Genomic DNA, 18,703 nt, shown 5'->3' with positions numbered 1-18,703 from the left:
GGCGCGCGGCGGATCGGTCGGGGCGTCCCGCGCCCGGTCCAGCGGGCCCGCTCAGTCGCCGGACGTCAGCGGAACCGGGTGGACGCCGACCCTCGTCGCCTCGGGCGTCTCGGCCAACTGCGCGGCGAGGAAGCGCAGGGCCGCCTCGTCGTCGTCGATACCCCCGGCCTCGTGGCCGTTGTAGCGCCACACCGACAGCTCTGTCGGTCCCGCGTGGGAGTTGTGGGCGGCGTAGACACCCGAGGGCGGCACGATGTCGTCCATCAACGCCACCGAGTAGCGGGTGGGCCGGCGGCAGCGCCGCGCGAAGTTGACGCCGTCGACGTACGACAGGGTCGTCAGCGTCCGCTCCTCGGCGTCGCGGTGGATCGCCAGGTAGTCACGGATCTCCCGGTACGGGTGGGCGTCGGTGACCACCACGGCGCGGGGAATGTCGCACAGGAACGGCACGAGGGCCACCACCGCCCGCACACCGGGGGCCAACGCGCCGGCCGCGAGCGCCATGGCCCCGCCCTGGCTGTGCCCGAGCACCGCCAGTCGGGTCGGGTCGACCATGGGCAGGGTACGGGCGGCGTCCACGGCCCGTACCGCGTCGGTGATCAACCGTCGGTAGTAGTACGTGCGTGGGTCGGCGATGCCCCGCGTCGCCACGCCGGGCGCCTGCGCGCCGGTCGCGCCCAGGTCCGTCGTGTCGCCCCGGCTCCAGCCGGAGCCCTGCCCCCGGGTGTCCATCTGTAGATGGGTGAACCCGGCGGTCGCCCAGAGCAGGTTCTCCAGCGGGTGCCCGCGCCCGCCGCCGTAGCCCACGTACTGCACGACGGTCGGCAGGGCGGTGCCGGTGCCGTGGGGAACCCGGAGCCAGGCCCGTACGGGCTGTCCGGCGAAGCCGGGGAACGTCACGTCGTACACGTCGATGGCGGTCAGACCGGTCACCACGGGTTCGAGCCGGACCGGCCACGCCGCGTCGCGCGCCTGGGCGAGCGTGCGCGCCCAGAAGTCGTCGAAGTCGGCGGGCTCGCGCACCACGCCGCGGTACTCGCGTAGCTGCTCCTCGGGCAGGTCCGTGTACATGGCGTCCTTGTCTGTCACGTGGGACGGTACGCCGAGACGCATCCGACAAATTACCGGAACATTTCCGCAACTCTGCCGAACGCTATGACCGACCTGGCGTGTCGTCAACCCCCTCGGTGAGGCAAGATGACCCGAGGAGCGGGCGTGCCGTTCCGGGACACGGGACGGGCGACGCGGGCGGTGGCCCCTCCCGGAGCGGTGAAGGAGACACGGGTGGACGCGGACGACGGACGCAGGGTGACCATCACCGCGATCGCACGGGAGGCCGGCGTCTCGGTGCCGACCGTGTCACGGGTGCTCAACGGCCGGTCCGATGTGGCCCCCGACACCCGGGAACGCGTCGAGGAGCTGTTGCGCCACCACGGCTACCGGCGCCGCAGCAGCCGCAGCGTCCGCCGCGCCGGCCTCGTCGACCTGGTCTTCAACGACCTGGACAGCCCCTGGGCCGTGGAGATCATCCGGGGCGTCGAGGACGTCGGGCACGGCGCGGGTGTCGGCACCGTCGTCTCCGCGATCCACCGGCAGCCCACCGCGGCCCGGCAGTGGTTGCAGAACCTGCGCACCCGGGCCACCGACGGGGTCATCTTCGTGACGTCGCACCTGAGCCCGCCGCTGCACGCACAGCTGCGCCGCCTCAACGTGCCGGTGGTGGTCGTCGACCCGGCCGGCGTGCCGGCCATGGACGTGCCGACCATCGGCGCGACCAACTGGGCGGGCGGGCTCGCCGCGACCGAGCACCTGCTGGCGGTCGGCCACCGCCGGATCGGATTCGTGGCCGGACCGACACATCTGCTGTGCAGCCGGGCCCGCCTCGACGGCTACCGGGCCGGGCTGGAGGCCGCCGGAGTGCCGGTGGACGACGCGCTGATCTACCCGGGCGACTTCTACCACGCCTCCGGCTTCGCGGGCGGCACGGCGCTGCTCGACCTGGCCGATCCGCCGACCGGCATCTTCGCGGCCAGCGACCAGATGGCGTTCGGCGTCTACGAGGCCATCCGCCGCCGAGGGCTGCGGGTCCCCGACGACGTCAGCGTGGTGGGATTCGACGACCTGCCGGAGGCCCGCTGGGCGTCCCCGCCGCTGACCACCGTCCGGCAGCCCCTGGTGGAGATGGGCCGCCTCGCGGCGCGGACGGTGCTGCGGCTGGCCCAGGGTGAGGGCATCGACTCCCCCCGGGTGGAGCTCGCCACCGAACTGGTCGTCCGGGACAGCGCCACCGCGCCGTCGACCGGGTGACCCACGTCGTTCCAACGGCCTGAACCGGGTCGGATACCTGGTTCCACCGCTACCGGTCGGGCTCCCGGAAGTTCCGGCAACCGGTGGCGCGGTGAGCGGCCCTCGCCGCCCACCGCGCCCAGCGGATCAGTGGTGGTGTGCGCGTACGGCCCGACAGATGGTCACCGGCAGGGCGGGCGCGCCGTCGACCGGCGCGGGATCCTCGGCCGTCGGCGCGACGCCGCCGGCGGCGACCCGGTCCAGCGTGTCCAGCCCGGCCGCGTCGACCGTCCCGAAGATCGTGTAGTTGGGCCGCAGCGCCGAGTCGGCGTACACCAGGAAGAACTGGCTGCCGTTGGTGTCCGGACCGGCGTTGGCCATCGCGAGCACGCCCCGCGCGTAGAGCCGCCGTACGCCGGTCGGGTCGGTGGGCGCGGGCGGCAGGTCGGTGGGCAGCTCGTCGCGGTACCGGTAGCCCGGTCCGCCCTCGCCGGTGCCGGACGGGTCGCCGCACTGCAACACGCTGAGCGTGGGGTACGCGGTGAGCCGGTGACACGGGGTGCGGTCGTAGAACCGCTTGCCGACCAGGTGCAGGAAGCTCTGCACCGTGCACGGCGCGGCAGCCCGGTCCAGGGTCAACCCGATCGGCCCCTGGTTGGTGGAGAGCGTCACGCGGACGGTGCCCCGGTCCGGGGTGCGGCGCGGGTCGGGTGGCAGCGGCACGGGTCGGGCGGCCGGCTCGTCGGGCGTCTCGGTGTACGCGCACGGGCCGTGCGTGGTGCGCGGCGGGCGGTCATCGGCGGGCGGCGCCGGGGCGTGTGCCACGGTGGCGACGCCGGACGCGTCGACGGTCGCCCCCGGCGCGGCCACCGCGCTGGCCGAAGCGCCGACGACCAGCGCCGCGGCGATCGCCGTCACGCCCGCGAGGCGGGTCAGCGCACGCACCGACGGGCGGGGTGCCGCCGCGCCGGAGGGCGTTTCGCGTTCACTCGACACAGGGATCCTCCTGGGACTCGCGCTGCCAGAAAGACCGGAGTCTATGGATGCCGGAGCCGGTTGTCGATCGCTGCGGCCGGTTGCCGACCCCTCAGGGCAGCCGGCGGCGGCGGTGCCACAGCAGCCCGCCCAGCAGCACCAGCACTCCCGCGCCACTGATCGCGGAAACCGACCAGAGCCAGCCGGAACCGGTGTGCGCCGGACCGCTGGCCGCCGCCGGGCGGGGCGGACCGGGCGCGGCCAGCACGGACGGGGTCGCCGACGGCGTGGCGGTCAGCTCTCCCGGCTCGACCAGGCGACCGACGCCGACGTCGCGGGGCAGCGAGAAACCCCAGTCCAACAGGGCCGCGCCCTGCTCCCAGCCCCGCTTCGGCGTCGGCTCGGCACCCAGCAACGTCACCACCAGCCGGCGACCGTTGCGTTGCGCCGCTCCGACGTACGTGTGCCGCGCCAGGTCGGTGAAGCCCGTCTTGCCGCCCAACGCGCCCGGGTACCGGTAGATGAGCTGGTTCTCGTTCTGGATCTGGAACCCCTTCGTCCGCTGTGCCGGCTGCGCGGGGATCGTCGCCAGGTCGGTGAGCGCGTACCGGCGGAACGTCGGCTGCGCGAAGCAGGACCGGGCGATCAGCGCCAGGTCGTACGCGCTGGTGAACTGGCCCTTGCCGTCCAGCCCGGACGGGGTGACGGCATGTGTCTGGAGCGCGCCGAGGTGGTGCGCCTGCTCGTTCATGGCGCGCACTCCCCCGGCCGCGCCGTCCGGGCCACCGCCGAGACGTGCCAGCGCGTTCGCCGCCTCGTTGCCGGAGTTCAGCAGCAGTCCCAGCCAGATCGTCTCGATCGTGTAGCGGCCACCCTCGACCAGGCCGACGGCGGACGAGCCGGGCTCGATGTTCATGTCCGCCGCGGTGACGGTCACCGTCTGGGCGGGGTCGAGTCGGGGCATCATCGTGGCCGTCAGCAACAGCTTCTGGACGCTGGCCGGGGTGCCGTACTCGTGCGGGCCGCAGCCGCCGAGCACCTGGCCGGAGTCGAGGTCCGCGACCAGCCACGACGTGGCAGTGATCGCCGGTGGCGCGTCCACGCCGGCCGGCACGACCAGGCCGCTGGTCGCCAGTCCGACGCCGCCGACCACCCGAGCCTCGGGCACGGTGGGCGGGGGCGACGGGCGCGGCGGCCGGGACACCGTCGGGGCCGACGCCCGCGGACACCGCACGGCCGGCGGGGCGGCAGCGGTACGCGTGGCCGCCGCCGCCGTGCCGACAGCCGGCGCGGAAGCGGGCAGGACGGCAGCCGCCGTGACCGCCAGCAGCGCAGCAGCTCTCATGTGCCCGACCCTAGCCAACAAGATCGCTCGGCGGGAGCGGTTGGCCGCTCGACCATCCGGCGGCGGACCGCTCCACCAGGTAGTCGTGCAACGCGGCACTGCCCCGCAACCGCCGCAGGCTGCGGGCGTGCAGGTCCTGCTCACGACGGGCCAGCTCGGCGCGTACCCGCTGCGCGCTGCCGGTGGTGCGCAGCTCGCCCAGCACCGCCTCGATGATCTCGAACGGGTACGCGCCCCGACGCAGGAGCGCGACGACCTGCGCGGCGCGCAGCTCGGTCTCGTCGTACACCCGGTAGTTGGTGCCGGGCGCGCGGCCCGGCCGCACCAGGTCGCGCGCCTCCCACAGGCGCAGTTGCGAGGTCCGCACGCCGACCAGCGCCGCCACCTCGCCGATGCGGACACCACGGCGCTGGGCCGGCCGGGTCGCCGGCGGGTTGGCCAGCACGGTTTCGAAGGCACCGAGCACGCGGCGGATGTCGGCGCGTTCGCGGTCCAGTTCGGCATGGCCGCCGTCGAGCGCCGCCAGGGCCGCCGGCACGTCGCCCCGGTGTACCGCCGCCATGATCTCCCGGGTACGGCCCCAGCCGTGCCCCTCGGCCAGCCGGCGGGCCACGGTCAGCGCGCGGGCGTGCGCGGTCGTGAAGATCCGGTAGCCGCTCGCGGTTCGCCGCACCGGCGGCAGGACGCCCTCCTCGACGTAATTGCGCACCTGCTGCACCGAGATCCCGACGGTGGCGGCGAGGTCCACGGCTCGCAGGCGATCCTTCGGCATGGCCTCCACCGGGCAACCGTACCGCTTGTCATGTGATTTGAGACTTTCCCGTCCTTAAGTAACAGCCGCACGCTCGATTGTTCGTCAAACCCTCTATGTGAGGATTAATGAGACAATTTAATGCGTCCCGTGCAGGGCGGGGTCGTTCTGCCATCACTTCGTGAAGGGTTCGCATGTCGCAGCCAGCAAGGTCCGCCGCCGACAGCCACGACATGATCGAGGTACGCGGAGCGCGGGAGAACAATCTCGCGAGCGTCTCGGTCGACATCCCCAAGCGCCGGTTGACCGTCTTCACCGGTGTCTCCGGGTCAGGTAAGTCGTCGCTGGTCTTCGGCACCATTGCCGCCGAGTCCCAGCGCATGATCAACGAGACCTACAGCGCGTTCCTCCAGTCGTTCATGCCGAACCTCAACCGGCCGGACGTCGACTCGCTGCGCAACCTCAGCGCCGCCATCGTCGTCGACCAGGAACGGATGGGCGTCAACTCCCGCTCCACCGTCGGCACCGCCACCGACGCGTACGCCATGCTGCGGATCCTCTTCAGCCGGCTCGGCGAGCCGTCAGTCGGTGGCGCGGGCGCGTTCAGCTTCAACCTGCCCGAGGGCATGTGCCTCACCTGTGAAGGACTCGGCCGGGTCTCCGACCTCGACGTCAACGAGCTGGTCGACGTCGAACGCTCGCTCAACGACGGCGCGATCACCGCGCCCAACTTCGCCGTCGGCTCCTGGTACTGGCAGACCATCGTCGGCTCCGGCCTGTTCGACCCCGACGCCAAACTCCAGGACTTCACCCCGCAGCAGTGGGAGGACTTCCTGCACAAGCCAGCCACGAAGATCAAGGTAGGCAGCAACAACTGGACGTACGAAGGGCTCGCGGTCAAGGTCAAGCGGCTCCTCCTGGCCAAGGACCGCGAGTCGATGCAGCCGCACATCCGCGCCTTCGTCGACCGTGCGGTCACCTTCACCACCTGCCCGTCCTGCGCCGGCACCCGGCTCAACGCCGCAGCCCTGTCGTCACGGATCGCCGGCCGCACCATCGCCGAGTGCTCCGCCATGCAGATCAGCGACCTGGCCGCGTTCGTCCGGACCATCAACGACCCGGGGGTCGCCCCGCTGATCGGCAACCTGCGTGACCTGCTCGACTCACTGGCCGAGATCGGGTTGGGCTACCTCAGCCTGGACCGGGAGTCCGCGACCCTCTCCGGCGGCGAGGCGCAGCGGGTGAAGATGGTCCGACACCTCGGCTCCAGCCTCTCCGACGTCACGTACGTCTTCGACGAACCCACCGTCGGCCTGCACCCGCACGACATCGCCCGGATGAACGACCTGCTGCTGCGGCTGCGCGACAAGGGCAACACCGTGCTGGTGGTGGAGCACAAGCCGGAGACCATCGCCATCGCCGACCACGTCGTCGACCTGGGACCCGGCGCGGGCACGGCCGGCGGGCAGATCTGCTTCACCGGCGACGTCCCCGGCCTGCGCCGCGCAGACACGCTCACCGGCCGGCACCTGGACCACCGCGTGACCCTGCGCGACGAGGTACGCCGACCGACCGGCCAGCTCGGGATCCGCCGCGCCGACCTGCACAACCTGCGCGACGTGGATGTGGACATCCCGCTCGGCGTCCTCACCGTGGTCACTGGCGTGGCTGGCTCGGGCAAGAGTTCGCTGATCCACGGCTCGCTGCGCGGCCGGTCCGGTGTGGTGATCGTCGACCAGTCCCCGATTCGCGGGTCACGACGCAGCAACCCGGCCACCTACAGCGGGCTGCTCGACCCGATCCGTACCGCCTTCGCCAAGGCCAACGGCGTCAAGGCCGCGTTGTTCAGCGCGAACTCCGAGGGCGCCTGCCCGGCCTGCAAGGGCATCGGGCTGATCTACACCGACCTGGCGATGATGGCCGGCGTGGCAAGCGTCTGCGAGCGCTGCGCGGGGCGGCGGTTCACCGACGAGGTGCTCACGTACACACTGCGCGGCAAGAACATCAGCGAGGTGCTGGCCATGTCGGTCACCGAGGCACACGGGTTCTTCCCCAGCGGGCCGGCCCACCTGATCCTCGACCGGCTGGTCGACGTCGGGTTGGGCTACCTCAGCCTCGGTCAGCCGCTGACCACCCTGTCCGGCGGGGAGCGGCAACGACTCAAGCTCGCCATCCACCTGGCGGAGAAGACCAGCACGTACGTCCTCGACGAGCCCACCACCGGCCTGCACCTGGCCGACGTGGACCAACTGTTGGCCCTGTTGGACCGCATGGTCGACGCGGGCAACACGGTCATCGTCATCGAGCACCACCAAGCCGTGATGGCCCACGCGGACTGGCTCATCGACCTCGGGCCGGGCGCCGGGCACGACGGCGGTCGCATCGTCTTCACCGGCACGCCGGCCGACCTGGTCGCCCACGGCGACACTCTCACCGCCACCCACCTGCGCGAGTACGTCCACAAGCCCACGATGCGGTGACGGGTCGGCGGTACCCGGGCCGGGCGACCTGACCTGACGCCGCACGGAGGGCGGTCCGGGCGCACCAGGCGGCGATGTGAGCGGGCCAGCGGCGGCCGGTGCGCGGCCGGCGCTGTCGGTGGCCGGTGCTGTCGGGTGGCCGGCGCTGTCGGGTGGCCGGCGCTGTCGGGTGGCCGGCGCTGTCGGGTGGCCGGCGCTGTCGGGTGGCCGGCACTGTCGGGTGGCCGGCGCTGTCGGTGGTCAGGCGACTCGGCGCAGCCACCGCCGCTGCCGGGGTGTCTCGACCGCCTTCGGGTGGTAGCCCGCCCGGACCCAGGACACCGCCCGCTCGGCCGGCAGGTCGTCGAGGATCGCCAGCGCGGCCAGCGCCGTGCCGGTGCGGCCGATCCCGCCCCGGCAGGCCACCTCGACGCGCTCGCCGTCGCGGGCCCTCCGCAGCGCCTCGCGCAACGCGTCGAGTGCGTCCTCCCGATCGAGCGGCACCCAGAAGTCGGGCCACCTGATCCGCCGGGATGGCCAGACCGGTTCCGGTCCAGGCGCCAGCAGCAGCGCGAAGTCGGCCGGCGGGGCGGTCGCGGCGATGCGGCGTCCCCGCACCACCGCCCCGCTGGGCAATACGAGCAACCCGGGCTGCTCGGACCAGGTCTGCGCGGCATCCATCGGCACATTGTGCCGCGAGCGCGGGCCGGTCATCGTGCCCGGTGGACACGAAAGCGCCGCCCCCGACCGTGGTCGGGGGCGGCGCCGGTGTCGGTGTGCAGGTCGCCTCTCGGCGAGTGGCGCGACGCGGCTCCAGCCGAACGGTATTCCGCGAAGGCTATGTAGGTGAGGCCCGGGGACACTGAGTCACACCGACACTGGTCTACAACCAGCCGACGCCGCCCGATGTTCCCCCTCCAGCGAGGTCGTTCGGGCGACTAGTCGGGCCGGCGGTGGGGATGCCGATGGCCGGCACCCCGGGGGCGCCGGCCATCGATGCGGTCGTGCGTCAGCTGTTCCAGTACTGGCCGACCAGGTCGGCGGCCTGCTGCTCCCACTGCGCGTACGCGTCCGGGAACGCCGACACCTGCACGGTCTGCGCGGCCTCGGTCAGCGGCATGTCCTGCCAGCCGTCAACCTGACGCAGGCCCTTGAGGAACGCCGTCGTCGAGTACTCCGGGTCGGTGATCTGCTCCGGCGTGCCCCAACCGCTCGACGGGCGCTGCTGGAACAGACCCAGCGAGTCATGGTCGTTCATGTCGCCGAGGTGACCCAGGTTCTCCAGCTTCGACTCCTGCAGGCTCGTCGCGATCGAGATGACCGCAGCCCGCTCGGGCAGACCCGCCTTCTTGGTGGCCGCGATGATGGCCTTGGCGTTGCCGGTCTGCTCGTCGTTCAGGTCGATGTGCGACTGCGCGCCCTGGGTGCCGTGCGGGATCAGCTTGCTCGCGTCGGGCTTGTCGGCCTGCACCACGGCGACCGGCCGGGGGTCGGTGCTCGGGGCGGCGACATGGGCGATCGGGCCGGCGAAGACACCACCGGCGAACGCGAGACCGGCAACGGACAGCATGCTCTTACGGAAGATCGTGTTCATGGGGGTAGCTCCTTCGGGGGTAGGAAACACCCGCCTCACCACAGGGAACGGCGACGCGGATGTGCGCACCTCGTCCGGCGCTGCACAAACGGGGGGTCTCGGGTGCGGCACCAAGCGGAGCGGTGCCGGGGCGGCGTCCGACGGGCGAGGGAAGTCGCTCGTGGGCGCCGGGACCGTGTGTAACGACCGCCGGTCCGGGGTCATTCCCGGGCCCTCAGCCGTGGATCCGGAAGCGGACCCGGGGCCGTCCTGCGGTCGTTCGGGGGTCTGCAACGACCCGGTCCGGCCGACCATTCCCCGGGCGGGGTGGCCGTGGTCCTGCGATCGTCAGGGTGTGTAACGACCCCGGGTCGGCCACGATTCCGGCCCCGGGATGCACCCGGTCACACCCCATCGCCACCCGGAATCGGACATCACGCCCAAGGCGCACCACCCGGCGCTCGCCGTCGGGCCGCCCACGGCGACGCCCACCGGCAGCCGCAGGTGAGCGTGGCCATGGGCCGGTCCGCCGCCACCCTGTCCACCTGGCGTCCCCTTCCGCTGTTCCGCTGTCCGTCGGGGCGGCTGCGGCGGGGCATGGCGGTTGTGGGCTGTGATGCCGGTGAGTCATCAAGATGACTCACCGGCATCAACGCCGCAGGAGTGGTCGCCGCCCCCTGGAATCGGAAAGCTGCCGGGTCCGCACCGCACCGCACCGGACCGCACCGGACCGGACCGCACCGGACCGGACCGCACCGGACCGGACCGCACCGGACCGCACCGCACCGCACCGCACCGCACCGCACACATCGTGCGGGCGGCGATGGGCTAGCGCTCGTCCGAGGCCCAGGAGGCGCCCCGGTAGAGGGTGCCCCGACCGTCGGGATCCGGCGTTCCCGCCGGGGGCGCACCACGGCGAGACAGAGCCGCGTCCGATTCGGGGTTTCGGGCGGCGCGGCGGGCCTTGAGCACCCGCGAGCCGACGAACCAGGCGACGGCCGCGACGCAGACGACGATCACGACGTTCTGGAGGGTGCCGACGTAGCCCTCGACGAGGTGCCAGTTGTCACCGAGCAGATAGCCGGCGAGCACGAAGGTGGTGTTCCAGATCAGGCTGCCCAGCGTCGTGTAGAGCAGGAAGGTCCGCACCGGCATCCGCTCCACCCCGGCCGGAATGGAGATCAGGCTCCGGAAGATCGGGATCATCCGGCCGAAGAACACCGCCTTCACGCCGTGCCGCAGGAACCACGCCTCGGTCCGGTCGACGTCGCTGAGCTTCACCAGGGGCAGTCGGGCCACGATGGCACGCATCCGGTCGCGGCCCAGGGACGCGCCGATCAGATAGAGCGCCAGCGCGCCCAGCACCGAACCCAGCGTGGTCCAGAAGATCGCGCCGACCAGGCTGATCCGACCCTGTGCGGCCACGAAGCCGGCCAGCGGCAGGATGACCTCGCTGGGGATCGGCGGAAACAGGTTCTCCAGCGCCACCGCCAGACCGGCCCCCGGCCCGCCGAGCCGTTCCACCAGATCGCTGACGTACCCGACGATTCCGCCCTGCGGCGGTTCGGCCGCGGCGGCGGGGGTTCCGGTGGCGAGGACGGCGTGCGACGTTCGAAGCATGCCCACACGTTACGAAGCGATCCTGAGAGCCAACCGTGAGGCGGAGACCTCGCGGGCAGCCACGGACGGGCCGGCTCGCGCTCCGTTGCGGCTCGCGGTGGCGCAGCCGCCGTGCGTACCCCTGGACGTCGCGGAGAACGCGCGGGCGCACGCCGACGCGGTCCGCGCGGCGCGCGCCCGGGTGGTGATCTTCCCGGAGCTGTCCCTGACGGAGTACGAGTTGCAGGGGCCGGTCGTGCCGATGGACGACCGGCGGTTGACGCCACTTGTCGACGCGTGCGCCGAGGTTGGCACGGTGGCGTTGGCCGGCGCGCCGGTGCCCGGAGACCACATCGGAGTGCTGGCGGTGACCGGTGACGGGGTGACGGTGGCGTACCGGAAGATGTGGCTGGGCGGCGTGGAGGCGCGGCGGTTCCGGCCGGGCGACGCACCGGGCGTGCTCGACGTGGACGGATGGCGGATCGGGCTGGCGGTCTGCAAGGACACCGGTGTCGCCGGGCACGCGCAGGCGACGGCGGCCCTGGGGATCGACGTGTACGCGGCGGGCGTGCTGGAGTCGGCCCGGGACGCCGCCGTGCCGGACGTGCGGGCGCAGCGGATCGTCACGACGCACCGGGTCTGGGTGGCGATGGCGAGCTTCGCCGGGTCGACCGGCGGCGGTTACCGCGAGGCGGCCGGCCGCTCGGCCATCTGGACACCGCACGGTGACGAGGCCGCGCGGGTGGGCACGACACCGGGCGAGTGGGCCGCGACCTCAATCCACTGAGCACACCGGCGTTTCCTGTCGTACCGGTGCGGCAGGATCGGGCGATGAGCGCGATTCCCCCTCGACTGTCCGTGATCACCCTGGGCGCCTGCGACCTGGGCCGGCTGCGATCCTTCTACCGGTCCCTGGGCTGGCCGGAGCTGCCCGCCAGCGACGACGGCTGGTCGGCGTTCCTGCTCGGAGGCGTTCTGCTCGCCCTCTACCCGCTGCCCGAGCTGGCGGCCGAGGCGGCACCGGGTGTCGCCGATCCGGCCGGTGGCTGGTCCGGCGTGACGCTGGCCTGCAACGTCGACGACCGCGCGGGGGTCGACGCGGCCTTCGAGGCGGCTGTCGCGGTGGGGGCGTCGGTCGTGGCAGCGCCGACCGACCGTTCGTGGGGTGGCCGCTCGGCCTACATCGCCGACCCGGAGGGCAACCGGTGGGAGATCGCCTGGGCGGGTACGGCGGTCTTCGACGAACGCGGCGCGCTCGTCTCGTTCGGCGGGTGAGCCGTGCCGTGGTTGATCCCGGGCGACGCCCTTGACATGCTTCGGTCCATGACCGTTTTCCCGCCCACCTTCGCCGACGACGTCGTCGACCAGCCAGCCCAGACGCAGATCGAGGCGTTCATCGACGAGCATCGCCGCGCGCTCAACGAGGCCCTGGACGGGCTGACCGAGGAGCAGGCACGACGCTCGCTGGTGCCGTCGCGGACGACACTGCTGGGTCTGGTGAAGCACGCGGCCTTCGTGGAGAAGGTCTGGTTCGACGAGGCGATCACATGCCGGTCGCGTGCCGAGATCGGCATCCCGGCGACGCCGGACGAGTCGTTCATCCTCGACGACGGCGACACCATCGCCAGCATCCAGCAGGCCCACCGCGAAGCGTGCGAGGCGTCGCGCCGCGCGACGGCCTCGCTGGGTCTGGACGACGTGCTGCACGGCAACCGGCGCGGCCCGCTGCCACTGCGCTGGATGTACCTGCACGTCCTGCGCGAGTTGGCGCAGCACTGCGGGCACGCGGAGATCCTGCGCGAGCAGATCCTGCGCGACTGACGCGCCGACCGTCCGATGTGGACGCGTCAGAGCGCCAGCCGACCCGGGACGGTGTCCCCGAAGCGCCGCAGGGTCCAGCGGGCGGGCGGCCAGCCGCCGGTGTCGTGGTCGGTGACCCACTCGCTGATCGACGCCGGGGGCACCTCCAGGTCGAACGCCCGGAAGATCGGCTGCGCGGCGAGCGCGTGGAAGGCGCCCTCCACGGTCTCGCTGTGGCCGACCAGGACCACGGTGCCGCCCCGGTGCCGGTGCGCGATCTCCATGACGGCGCGGCTGACGCGGACGACCAACTCCGCCCAGCTCTCGTTGCCGTCCTCGAACGGGCGGAAAACTCCCCCACCGGGCACCGCGTGCTCGGTCCGGAAGCGGGCGACCGGCAGCCCGTCGGCGTACGGCGGGGTGTGCCAGGTGCAGAGGCCGCAGTCGGCCAACGGCCGGACGCCGAACGCCGCGGCGATGGGCTGCGCGGTCTCGACGGCGCGGCGCAGCACCGACGAGTACACCGCCACCGGCCCCTCGACGGCGTAGTCGTCCACGAGTCGCTTGGCCAGCCGGTCGGCCTGGTCGTAGCCGAGCGACGTCAGCCCCCGGCACCCGTGCGGGCCGCCCACGATCCCGTCGACCTGATGGACCGACTCACCGTGACGCACGAAGATCAGCCGTGTTCGCATCGGCCCATCATGCCAGCGACGTCCGCGGATAGATCAGCCGTCCGGACGGACGATGGCGTCAGTCGGCGTCCAGGACCTCGCGCAGCCGCGCGGCGAACTCCGCCGGCTTGCCCGCGTATCCGTGCTCGTCGCCGAGGAAGCCGCCGTGGTGACTCGGGAACACCACGGCCTCCTGGCCGAGGAGCGCCGCCGTGCCGAGGGCCGTACGCGCGGTGTAGGTGCCCGACGACTCCGCGCCGACCGCGATCACGATGCGGCTCGACGCGGCGGTGAGGACGGCCGCGTCGGGGCGGTAGTCGGTGATCGCCCATGAGCTGTTGGACAGCAGCGGATCGTCGCGGCTGCCGTCGTCCTCGGTCGGCAGGCCGACCATCGCGGGGTCGGGGGCGGGCTGGGCGAAGTAGGCGTCGGTGAACTCGCCCTGCCACGACGTCATCGCGATGAAGGCGGCCATGCCGGCGCCGAATCCGTTGGCCTGGTACGCCTCGTAGAAGGCGTTCCGAGCGCGCTCGGCTGCGGCGGCGTCCGGGAGCACCGCGTTGATCGGCGGCTCGTGCGCCACCAGCGTGACGACGTCGTCGGGGTGGGTCGCGACGAGTTCGAGCGCGGTCACCGCGCCACCGCTACTGGCGAACACGTCCACCGGACCGGCGGCGAGGGTCTCGATGAGCAGGTGCAGATCGGCCGACTGCTGCTGTGGCGTCTGGTCGGACCGGCCGTCGCTACGGGTGCTGCGACCGAGACCGCGCGGGTCGTACGTGATGACGGTCCGGTCCGTCAGGTGCGGGGCGAGCGCGCCGAAGCCCTCCGCCGTCATCGGCTGGCCGATGAGAAGCAACGCGCGACGCCCGCCGGTCGGAGGCAGTGGACCTCGGACGTCGTAGACCAGGTCAGCGCCGGGTACGGCGAGGCGGTGCGTCTGCGTCGTCGTCATGCCGGTGAGACTACTTAGTCGTTGGCGCGATCGGCGGGTAGCTCACGGGTCTGGGCCAGCAGCGCGTCGAGCTGGACGGCGGTCTGCCGGGGCAACCGGTCACGGTCCACCAGTTCGGCGATGGTGTCCCGCAGGTCGGCGATGCGCCGCTCGCGGTCCCGGGTCCGTCGGTTCACGTCGGCGAGGTCGTCGCGCAGGTCCTCGGCGGTTCTGCGGTCGACGTCGCCACGGGCCACCGCCGCGGCGAGCACCTGGTCGAACTCGTCGCTGACCTGCCGGAAGCTGACCGGCAACCCCTGCCCGACGGACGACGGCACGGCGCTGCTGGGGCGGGGCGACGGGGAGGCCGACGTCGCCGGCTTCGGCGACTGCGTCCGGGGCGGGGGCGCCGTGGTGGAGGGCGACGACGGGCCGGCCACCGGCCCGGGGCCGGACGTGTCGGGTGCGCCGATGCCCTGGGTGAGCAGCGCGCCGAGGCCGACCAGCACGGCGAGGCCGGCCGCGACGGCGAGCGCCACGGGCCGGCGCGGACGGCGTCGGACCGGCGCGGACACGACCGGCGCTGGCCGGGCGGCCGAGCGGTCGATCAGGGTCGGCGGGTGGGCGGCCGGGACGATCCGGAGCAGCTCGGTGGGGGCTCGACCGGCTGGCCGGCGCCGAACCGTCGGGCGAGCTGTGCGGCGCTGGGCCGCCGGGCCGGGTCGGCGGCGAGGCAGGCGAGGGTCAGCTCGGCGATGTCGGCGGGTAGGCCGGGCACTCGCAGCGGAGGCACCGGTGTGCCCCGCTGGTGCACCTCGATGGCGTCCTCCCAGCTCTGTACGGGCAGCGGCGCCGCGCCGGTGAGCATGCGGTAGAGCACCGCGCCGAGGGCGTACACGTCGCTGGCCGGGTCGGGCGGACCGGCGGCGAGGCGCTCCGGGGCGAAGTACGCGGGTGTGCCCATCACCGGCTCGCCGGACTGGCTGTCGAGCCCACCGAGCGCGGCGATGCCAAAGTCGAGCACCTTGGCCCCGGTGTCGGTGAGCATGACGTTGGCCGGCTTCACGTCGCGGTGTACCACCCCGATGCGGTGCGCGGCGGCCAGCGCGGCGGCGATGTGCCCGGCCACCCGGACCGCCTCCGGCCAGGGCAGCGGGCCGGAGCGCAGCCGGTCGGCGAGGTTGTGGCCCTCGACCAACTCCATCACCAGGTACGGGACGACGACGCCGCTGGCCAGGGTCGCCTCGGCGTAGTCGTACACCTGGGTGACGTGCGGGTGGGTCAGCCGGGCGGCCGCGCGGGCCTCGCGCCGGATGGTGGCCCGCAGGTGCGGGTCGGCGGCGAGCTGGCCGGCGAGTACCTTGATCGCCACCGGCCGGCCGAGCACGTCGTCGTCGGCCCGCCACACCTCGGACATGCCGCCGAGACCGATCCGCTCGTGCAGCACGTAGCGGTCGTGGAGGCGGAGGGTGGGGGTGAAGGGTGACATGGCCAGACCAGTCTGCCCGGCGAGTGCGCGATCGACCACCCTACGTGTCCGGACCGGCACCGTTCGTCCCCGGAGTGCCGGAATGGGCGGTGATCAGGAGCAGCGGGGCACCGGCCGGGGCTGGATCCGGTCGGCGAGCCGGCGCAGGGCGACGGCGGTCAACTGCCGGGTCGGGGCGAGCAGCGGCCGACGGACGCGCTCGACGACGACCGGGGCGTCCGGTCGGGCCGAGGTGACGTGGCGGTTCATCGCGTCCAGGGCGGTGACGTATCCGGTCGGGAATTCCATGGTCAACTCCTGACGTGAGGTCCGGTGGAGGCCCGGACGACGAGTTCGGTGGGTAGCAGCACGTGACCCGCGGCAGCGTCTGTGGGTGGGTCGAGCAGCAGTTCGGCGGCGATCCGGCCCTTCTCCTGCGCCGGCTGCCGGACGGTGGTGAGGCCGGCCGCCGCCGCCTCGGGGACGTCGTCGAACCCGGTCACCGAGACCGGCGGGTGGGTGCCGCCCGGTCGCCGGGCCAGCGCGTCGAGCACGCCGAGGGCGAGCACGTCGGCGCCGGCCAGCACGGCGGTGGGCGGCTCGGGCCGGTCGAACAGCCCGGCGACGGCGGCCGACGCGGCGTGGCCGCTGTTGCCGGGGGCGTTGAGCAGTATCAGCTCCGACCAGGCGACGCCGACCTCGGCGAACGCGTCGGCGAAGCCGGCGAGCCGGCCACGGGTCGTCGGGTGCCGGGCGTGCTCGAACCCGGCCAGGGTCACCGGACCGGCGGGCGCGTCGGGCAGGACGGAGTCCACGAGCAGGGCGACCCGCCGGTGGCCGAGACCGGCCACGTGCGCGGCGACGCCGCGCGCGGCGGCCCGCTCGTCGATGCCGACGAACCGCTCGTCGGCGGCGGCGTCGTCGCGTACGGCCGTGCTGACGTACGGCAGGCCGCGCGCCCGGATGACGTCCAGCGCCCACTCCTCGTCGGCCACGCAGTACACGCAGAAGCCGTCGACGGCGGCATTCTCCACGGCCCGCCGGGCGTCGGCCTGCGCCTGCGGCAGGGGCACGAGCAGCATGCTGGTGCCGTGTCGCTCGGCCGCGACGCCCACGCCGGCGAGGAAGCGGACGGCGAAGGGGTCGGTGAAGGCGTACGACAGCTGCGACGTGAACAGCACCCCGATCGAGCCGACGAAGCCACGGCGCAGGGAGCGGGCGGTCGGGTTGGGTCCCGGGTAGCCGAGCTGGCGCGCGGCGGCGAGGATGCGCTCGCGCAGGGCCGACGAGAGCTGGTCGGGGCGACTGTAGGCATTGGACACGGTGCTGCGGGAGACACCGACGGCGTCCGCCACGGCTTGCAGTGTCGGCTTCACTCGACGCCCCTCTGTATCGATTCAGACTGGATCGATACAGAGACTAGCCCGCCACGTCGGCAACGGTCAATGCGAATGAACCCGCGCGCGCCCCTCAGGGCACCGTCACCGCGGGTAGGTCTCCTCCAGCAGCCGGCCCAGGATCTCCGGCGTACGCTCCGGCGGCTCCGCCTCGACGCAGAGCCGCTCCATGGCCACGGCGTAGTAGTCGAGGTCGTCGCGCTTGTCCAGGTAGAGGGCGCTGGTCAACTGTTCGATGTAGACGATGTCGGGCAGCTCCTGGTCACCGAAGCGCAGGATGGTGAAGGCGCCACCGGCCGCCGCGTGACCACCTGCGGCGAAGGGGATGACCTGAAGTCGGACGGTGGGCGACTTGGTCGCCTCGATGAGCGCGGTGAGCTGGCCCCGCATCACCTCTGGACCGCCGATCGGCCGGCGCAGCGCCGCCTCGTCCACCACGGCCCAGAGCAGCGGCGGCTTGTCCCGGAGCAGCAGTTGCTGACGCTGCATCCGCAGATCCACCCGGCGGTCGATCTCGGCGACGCCGGCGCCGCCGTGCCCGAGCAGCACGACCGCCCGGGCGTACTCCCGGGTCTGCAACAGGCCGGGGACGAACTGCACCTCGTAGCTGCGGATCAGCGCCGCCGCCGCCTCCAGGCCCAGGTAGGACTGGAACCAACTGGGCAGCACGTCGCCGTAACGGTGCCACCAACCGGGACTGTTGGCGTCCCGCGCGAGCTTGAGCAGCGCGTCGCGCTCCCCCTCGTCGCTGACGCCGTAGAGGGTGAGCAGGTCGGAGACGTCCCGTTCCTTGAAGCCGACCCGGCCCAGCTCCATCCGGCTGATCTTCGACTCAGAGGAGCGGATCTCCCACCCGGCGCCCTCCCGGGTCACCCCGCTGGACTCCCGCAGCCGACGAAGCTGGGCGCCGAGCAGCATGCGCAGCACGGTTGGCCCGGTTGTCGGGCCGCCCTCGGCGGGAACCATCGTCACGTGCGGACCTCCGGATACCGACCACGTGGCCGGGCACCGAGCCCGACCGACGTGTAAGCATGCCATGGACCGACAGTGAGGTGAACTCCTCCGGACCGGCGATTCAGTCCCATCGCTGGGACCGCCCGGCGCGGCCCTTCAGTTGATCAGATGGTCGAAGTCCCCGTCGCGGGCGCCGAGCACGAAGGCGGCGATCTCGTCCACTGTGTAGATCAGCGCCGGACCTTCCGGATGACGCGAGTTGCGGACGGCGATGCCGGCCCCTCCCGGCAGTTCGGCGAGTTCGACGCAGTTGCCGCTCGGGTTGCTACGGCGACTCTTCTGCCAGGTCAGATGGGGCAACTGAGGGATCGGAACGCCATTGGGTGGCTGCTGCATGAGAGGCGTCTTTCTGCTCACGAGCCCGCCGGTGCCCGTGGGAGGAGCGGTGACGCGGCGAGGGTGCGGTATCGGGGTCGGACCGTATGCACGTG

20 protein-coding genes are annotated in these 18,703 nt (G+C 72.8%); 5 read left to right on the top strand and 15 right to left on the bottom strand.

Features of this window, described 5'->3' with window-relative positions; translation table 11 throughout:
• Positions 1-51: 51 nt before the first annotated feature.
• Positions 52-1,071, bottom strand: coding sequence for an acetylxylan esterase (locus ACQP03_RS14615; protein ID WP_363661293.1), 1,020 nt, complete (start codon positions 1,069-1,071; stop codon positions 52-54).
• 213 nt (positions 1,072-1,284) lie between these two features.
• On the opposite strand from ACQP03_RS14615, the gene ACQP03_RS14610 reads away from it, so the two are divergent.
• The gene (locus ACQP03_RS14610; RefSeq protein ID WP_363661290.1) at positions 1,285-2,307 is read left to right on the top strand and encodes a LacI family DNA-binding transcriptional regulator; all 1,023 of its coding nucleotides are present in this window, start codon (positions 1,285-1,287) and stop codon (positions 2,305-2,307) included.
• Between the two features lie 126 nt (positions 2,308-2,433).
• On the opposite strand, the gene ACQP03_RS14605 is transcribed toward ACQP03_RS14610, so the two are convergent.
• The 3 genes from ACQP03_RS14605 to ACQP03_RS14595 all read right to left on the bottom strand — a co-directional run bounded on the left by ACQP03_RS14605 (position 2,434) and on the right by ACQP03_RS14595 (position 5,378).
• Positions 2,434-3,282, bottom strand: coding sequence for a peptidylprolyl isomerase (locus ACQP03_RS14605; RefSeq protein WP_363661291.1), 849 nt, complete (start codon positions 3,280-3,282; stop codon positions 2,434-2,436).
• Positions 3,283-3,373: 91 nt separating this feature from the next.
• On the bottom strand, positions 3,374-4,606 hold the full coding sequence (locus tag ACQP03_RS14600; RefSeq protein WP_363661292.1) for a D-alanyl-D-alanine carboxypeptidase family protein: 1,233 nt from the start codon (positions 4,604-4,606) through the stop codon (positions 3,374-3,376).
• A 10-nt stretch (positions 4,607-4,616) separates the two neighbouring features.
• A complete protein-coding gene (locus ACQP03_RS14595; protein WP_357122175.1) occupies positions 4,617-5,378 on the bottom strand; it encodes a MerR family transcriptional regulator in 762 nt (253 codons plus the stop codon).
• A 173-nt stretch (positions 5,379-5,551) separates the two neighbouring features.
• Between ACQP03_RS14595 and ACQP03_RS14590 the strand changes: the two genes are divergently transcribed.
• Complete coding sequence (locus ACQP03_RS14590; protein WP_433460985.1) at positions 5,552-7,837, top strand: ATP-binding cassette domain-containing protein; 2,286 nt, start codon at positions 5,552-5,554, stop codon at positions 7,835-7,837.
• A gap of 240 nt (positions 7,838-8,077) precedes the next feature.
• Here the strand turns inward: ACQP03_RS14590 and ACQP03_RS14585 are convergent, their stop codons facing one another.
• The 3 genes from ACQP03_RS14585 to ACQP03_RS14575 all read right to left on the bottom strand — a co-directional run bounded on the left by ACQP03_RS14585 (position 8,078) and on the right by ACQP03_RS14575 (position 11,009).
• Positions 8,078-8,497: a protein-tyrosine phosphatase family protein gene (locus ACQP03_RS14585; protein ID WP_433460984.1), complete on the bottom strand. Its 420-nt coding sequence runs from the start codon at positions 8,495-8,497 to the stop codon at positions 8,078-8,080.
• A 328-nt stretch (positions 8,498-8,825) separates the two neighbouring features.
• The gene (locus ACQP03_RS14580) at positions 8,826-9,410 is read right to left on the bottom strand and encodes a hypothetical protein (RefSeq protein WP_396832740.1); all 585 of its coding nucleotides are present in this window, start codon (positions 9,408-9,410) and stop codon (positions 8,826-8,828) included.
• Positions 9,411-10,217: 807 nt separating this feature from the next.
• Positions 10,218-11,009 (bottom strand): DedA family protein, encoded by a 792-nt coding sequence (locus ACQP03_RS14575; protein ID WP_433460983.1) that lies wholly within the window; start codon positions 11,007-11,009, stop codon positions 10,218-10,220.
• 85 nt (positions 11,010-11,094) lie between these two features.
• Here ACQP03_RS14575 and ACQP03_RS14570 point away from each other — a divergent pair, with 85 nt between their 5' ends.
• From ACQP03_RS14570 to ACQP03_RS14560, 3 genes are read left to right on the top strand one after another with little or no spacing between them, the layout of a single operon-like run.
• Positions 11,095-11,775, top strand: coding sequence for a carbon-nitrogen hydrolase family protein (locus tag ACQP03_RS14570; RefSeq protein ID WP_433461166.1), 681 nt, complete (start codon positions 11,095-11,097; stop codon positions 11,773-11,775).
• A 44-nt stretch (positions 11,776-11,819) separates the two neighbouring features.
• Entirely contained in the window at positions 11,820-12,263 is a 444-nt protein-coding gene (locus ACQP03_RS14565) for a VOC family protein (RefSeq protein WP_357121480.1), read from the top strand.
• 48 nt (positions 12,264-12,311) lie between these two features.
• Entirely contained in the window at positions 12,312-12,809 is a 498-nt protein-coding gene (locus tag ACQP03_RS14560; protein WP_357121477.1) for a DinB family protein, read from the top strand.
• 26 nt (positions 12,810-12,835) lie between these two features.
• On the opposite strand, the gene ACQP03_RS14555 is transcribed toward ACQP03_RS14560, so the two are convergent.
• The 8 genes from ACQP03_RS14555 to ACQP03_RS14520 form a co-directional block, all read right to left on the bottom strand.
• Positions 12,836-13,480, bottom strand: coding sequence for a histidine phosphatase family protein (locus ACQP03_RS14555; protein ID WP_357121474.1), 645 nt, complete (start codon positions 13,478-13,480; stop codon positions 12,836-12,838).
• Between the two features lie 58 nt (positions 13,481-13,538).
• Positions 13,539-14,414, bottom strand: coding sequence for an alpha/beta fold hydrolase (locus tag ACQP03_RS14550; protein ID WP_357121471.1), 876 nt, complete (start codon positions 14,412-14,414; stop codon positions 13,539-13,541).
• 14 nt (positions 14,415-14,428) lie between these two features.
• Positions 14,429-14,932 (bottom strand): hypothetical protein, encoded by a 504-nt coding sequence (locus ACQP03_RS14545; protein ID WP_433460982.1) that lies wholly within the window; start codon positions 14,930-14,932, stop codon positions 14,429-14,431.
• Between the two features lie 68 nt (positions 14,933-15,000).
• Positions 15,001-15,882 carry a serine/threonine-protein kinase gene (locus ACQP03_RS14540; RefSeq protein WP_433460981.1) on the bottom strand — a complete coding sequence of 294 codons (882 nt, stop codon included), beginning with the start codon at positions 15,880-15,882 and terminating at the stop codon, positions 15,001-15,003.
• A gap of 93 nt (positions 15,883-15,975) precedes the next feature.
• A complete protein-coding gene (locus tag ACQP03_RS14535) occupies positions 15,976-16,170 on the bottom strand; it encodes a hypothetical protein (RefSeq protein WP_357121465.1) in 195 nt (64 codons plus the stop codon).
• A 2-nt stretch (positions 16,171-16,172) separates the two neighbouring features.
• The gene (locus ACQP03_RS14530) at positions 16,173-17,237 is read right to left on the bottom strand and encodes a LacI family DNA-binding transcriptional regulator (protein WP_363661237.1); all 1,065 of its coding nucleotides are present in this window, start codon (positions 17,235-17,237) and stop codon (positions 16,173-16,175) included.
• Positions 17,238-17,342: 105 nt separating this feature from the next.
• The gene (locus ACQP03_RS14525) at positions 17,343-18,230 is read right to left on the bottom strand and encodes a helix-turn-helix domain-containing protein (RefSeq protein WP_357121459.1); all 888 of its coding nucleotides are present in this window, start codon (positions 18,228-18,230) and stop codon (positions 17,343-17,345) included.
• A gap of 138 nt (positions 18,231-18,368) precedes the next feature.
• On the bottom strand, positions 18,369-18,608 hold the full coding sequence (locus tag ACQP03_RS14520; protein WP_355050003.1) for a DUF397 domain-containing protein: 240 nt from the start codon (positions 18,606-18,608) through the stop codon (positions 18,369-18,371).
• Positions 18,609-18,703 lie beyond the last annotated feature (95 nt).

This window comes from Micromonospora sp. CA-248212 (assembly GCF_050948405.1).
In the GTDB taxonomy this organism is placed as follows: Bacteria; Actinomycetota; Actinomycetes; order Mycobacteriales; family Micromonosporaceae; genus Micromonospora.
Note: the sequence above shows the minus strand (reverse complement) of the source record. Positions and strands in the feature narration are given on the sequence as shown.

Bases quoted from the DNA above. Each gene is read 5' to 3' on its own strand.
- ACQP03_RS14550 (WP_357121471.1), bottom strand. From the start codon at position 14,414: ATGACGACGACGCAGACGCACCGCCTCGCCGTACCCGGCGCTGACCTG.
- ACQP03_RS14585 (WP_433460984.1), bottom strand. From the start codon at position 8,497: ATGGATGCCGCGCAGACCTGGTCCGAGCAGCCCGGGTTGCTCGTATTG.
- ACQP03_RS14555 (WP_357121474.1), bottom strand. From the start codon at position 13,480: ATGCGAACACGGCTGATCTTCGTGCGTCACGGTGAGTCGGTCCATCAG.
- ACQP03_RS14540 (WP_433460981.1), bottom strand. From the start codon at position 15,882: ATGTCACCCTTCACCCCCACCCTCCGCCTCCACGACCGCTACGTGCTG.
- ACQP03_RS14580 (WP_396832740.1), bottom strand. From the start codon at position 9,410: ATGAACACGATCTTCCGTAAGAGCATGCTGTCCGTTGCCGGTCTCGCG.
- ACQP03_RS14565 (WP_357121480.1), top strand. From the start codon at position 11,820: ATGAGCGCGATTCCCCCTCGACTGTCCGTGATCACCCTGGGCGCCTGC.
- ACQP03_RS14520 (WP_355050003.1), bottom strand. From the start codon at position 18,608: ATGCAGCAGCCACCCAATGGCGTTCCGATCCCTCAGTTGCCCCATCTG.
- ACQP03_RS14595 (WP_357122175.1), bottom strand. From the start codon at position 5,378: ATGCCGAAGGATCGCCTGCGAGCCGTGGACCTCGCCGCCACCGTCGGG.
- ACQP03_RS14590 (WP_433460985.1), top strand. From the start codon at position 5,552: ATGTCGCAGCCAGCAAGGTCCGCCGCCGACAGCCACGACATGATCGAG.
- ACQP03_RS14560 (WP_357121477.1), top strand. From the start codon at position 12,312: ATGACCGTTTTCCCGCCCACCTTCGCCGACGACGTCGTCGACCAGCCA.
- ACQP03_RS14535 (WP_357121465.1), bottom strand. From the start codon at position 16,170: ATGGAATTCCCGACCGGATACGTCACCGCCCTGGACGCGATGAACCGC.
- ACQP03_RS14600 (WP_363661292.1), bottom strand. From the start codon at position 4,606: ATGAGAGCTGCTGCGCTGCTGGCGGTCACGGCGGCTGCCGTCCTGCCC.
- ACQP03_RS14615 (WP_363661293.1), bottom strand. From the start codon at position 1,071: ATGTACACGGACCTGCCCGAGGAGCAGCTACGCGAGTACCGCGGCGTG.
- ACQP03_RS14575 (WP_433460983.1), bottom strand. From the start codon at position 11,009: ATGCTTCGAACGTCGCACGCCGTCCTCGCCACCGGAACCCCCGCCGCC.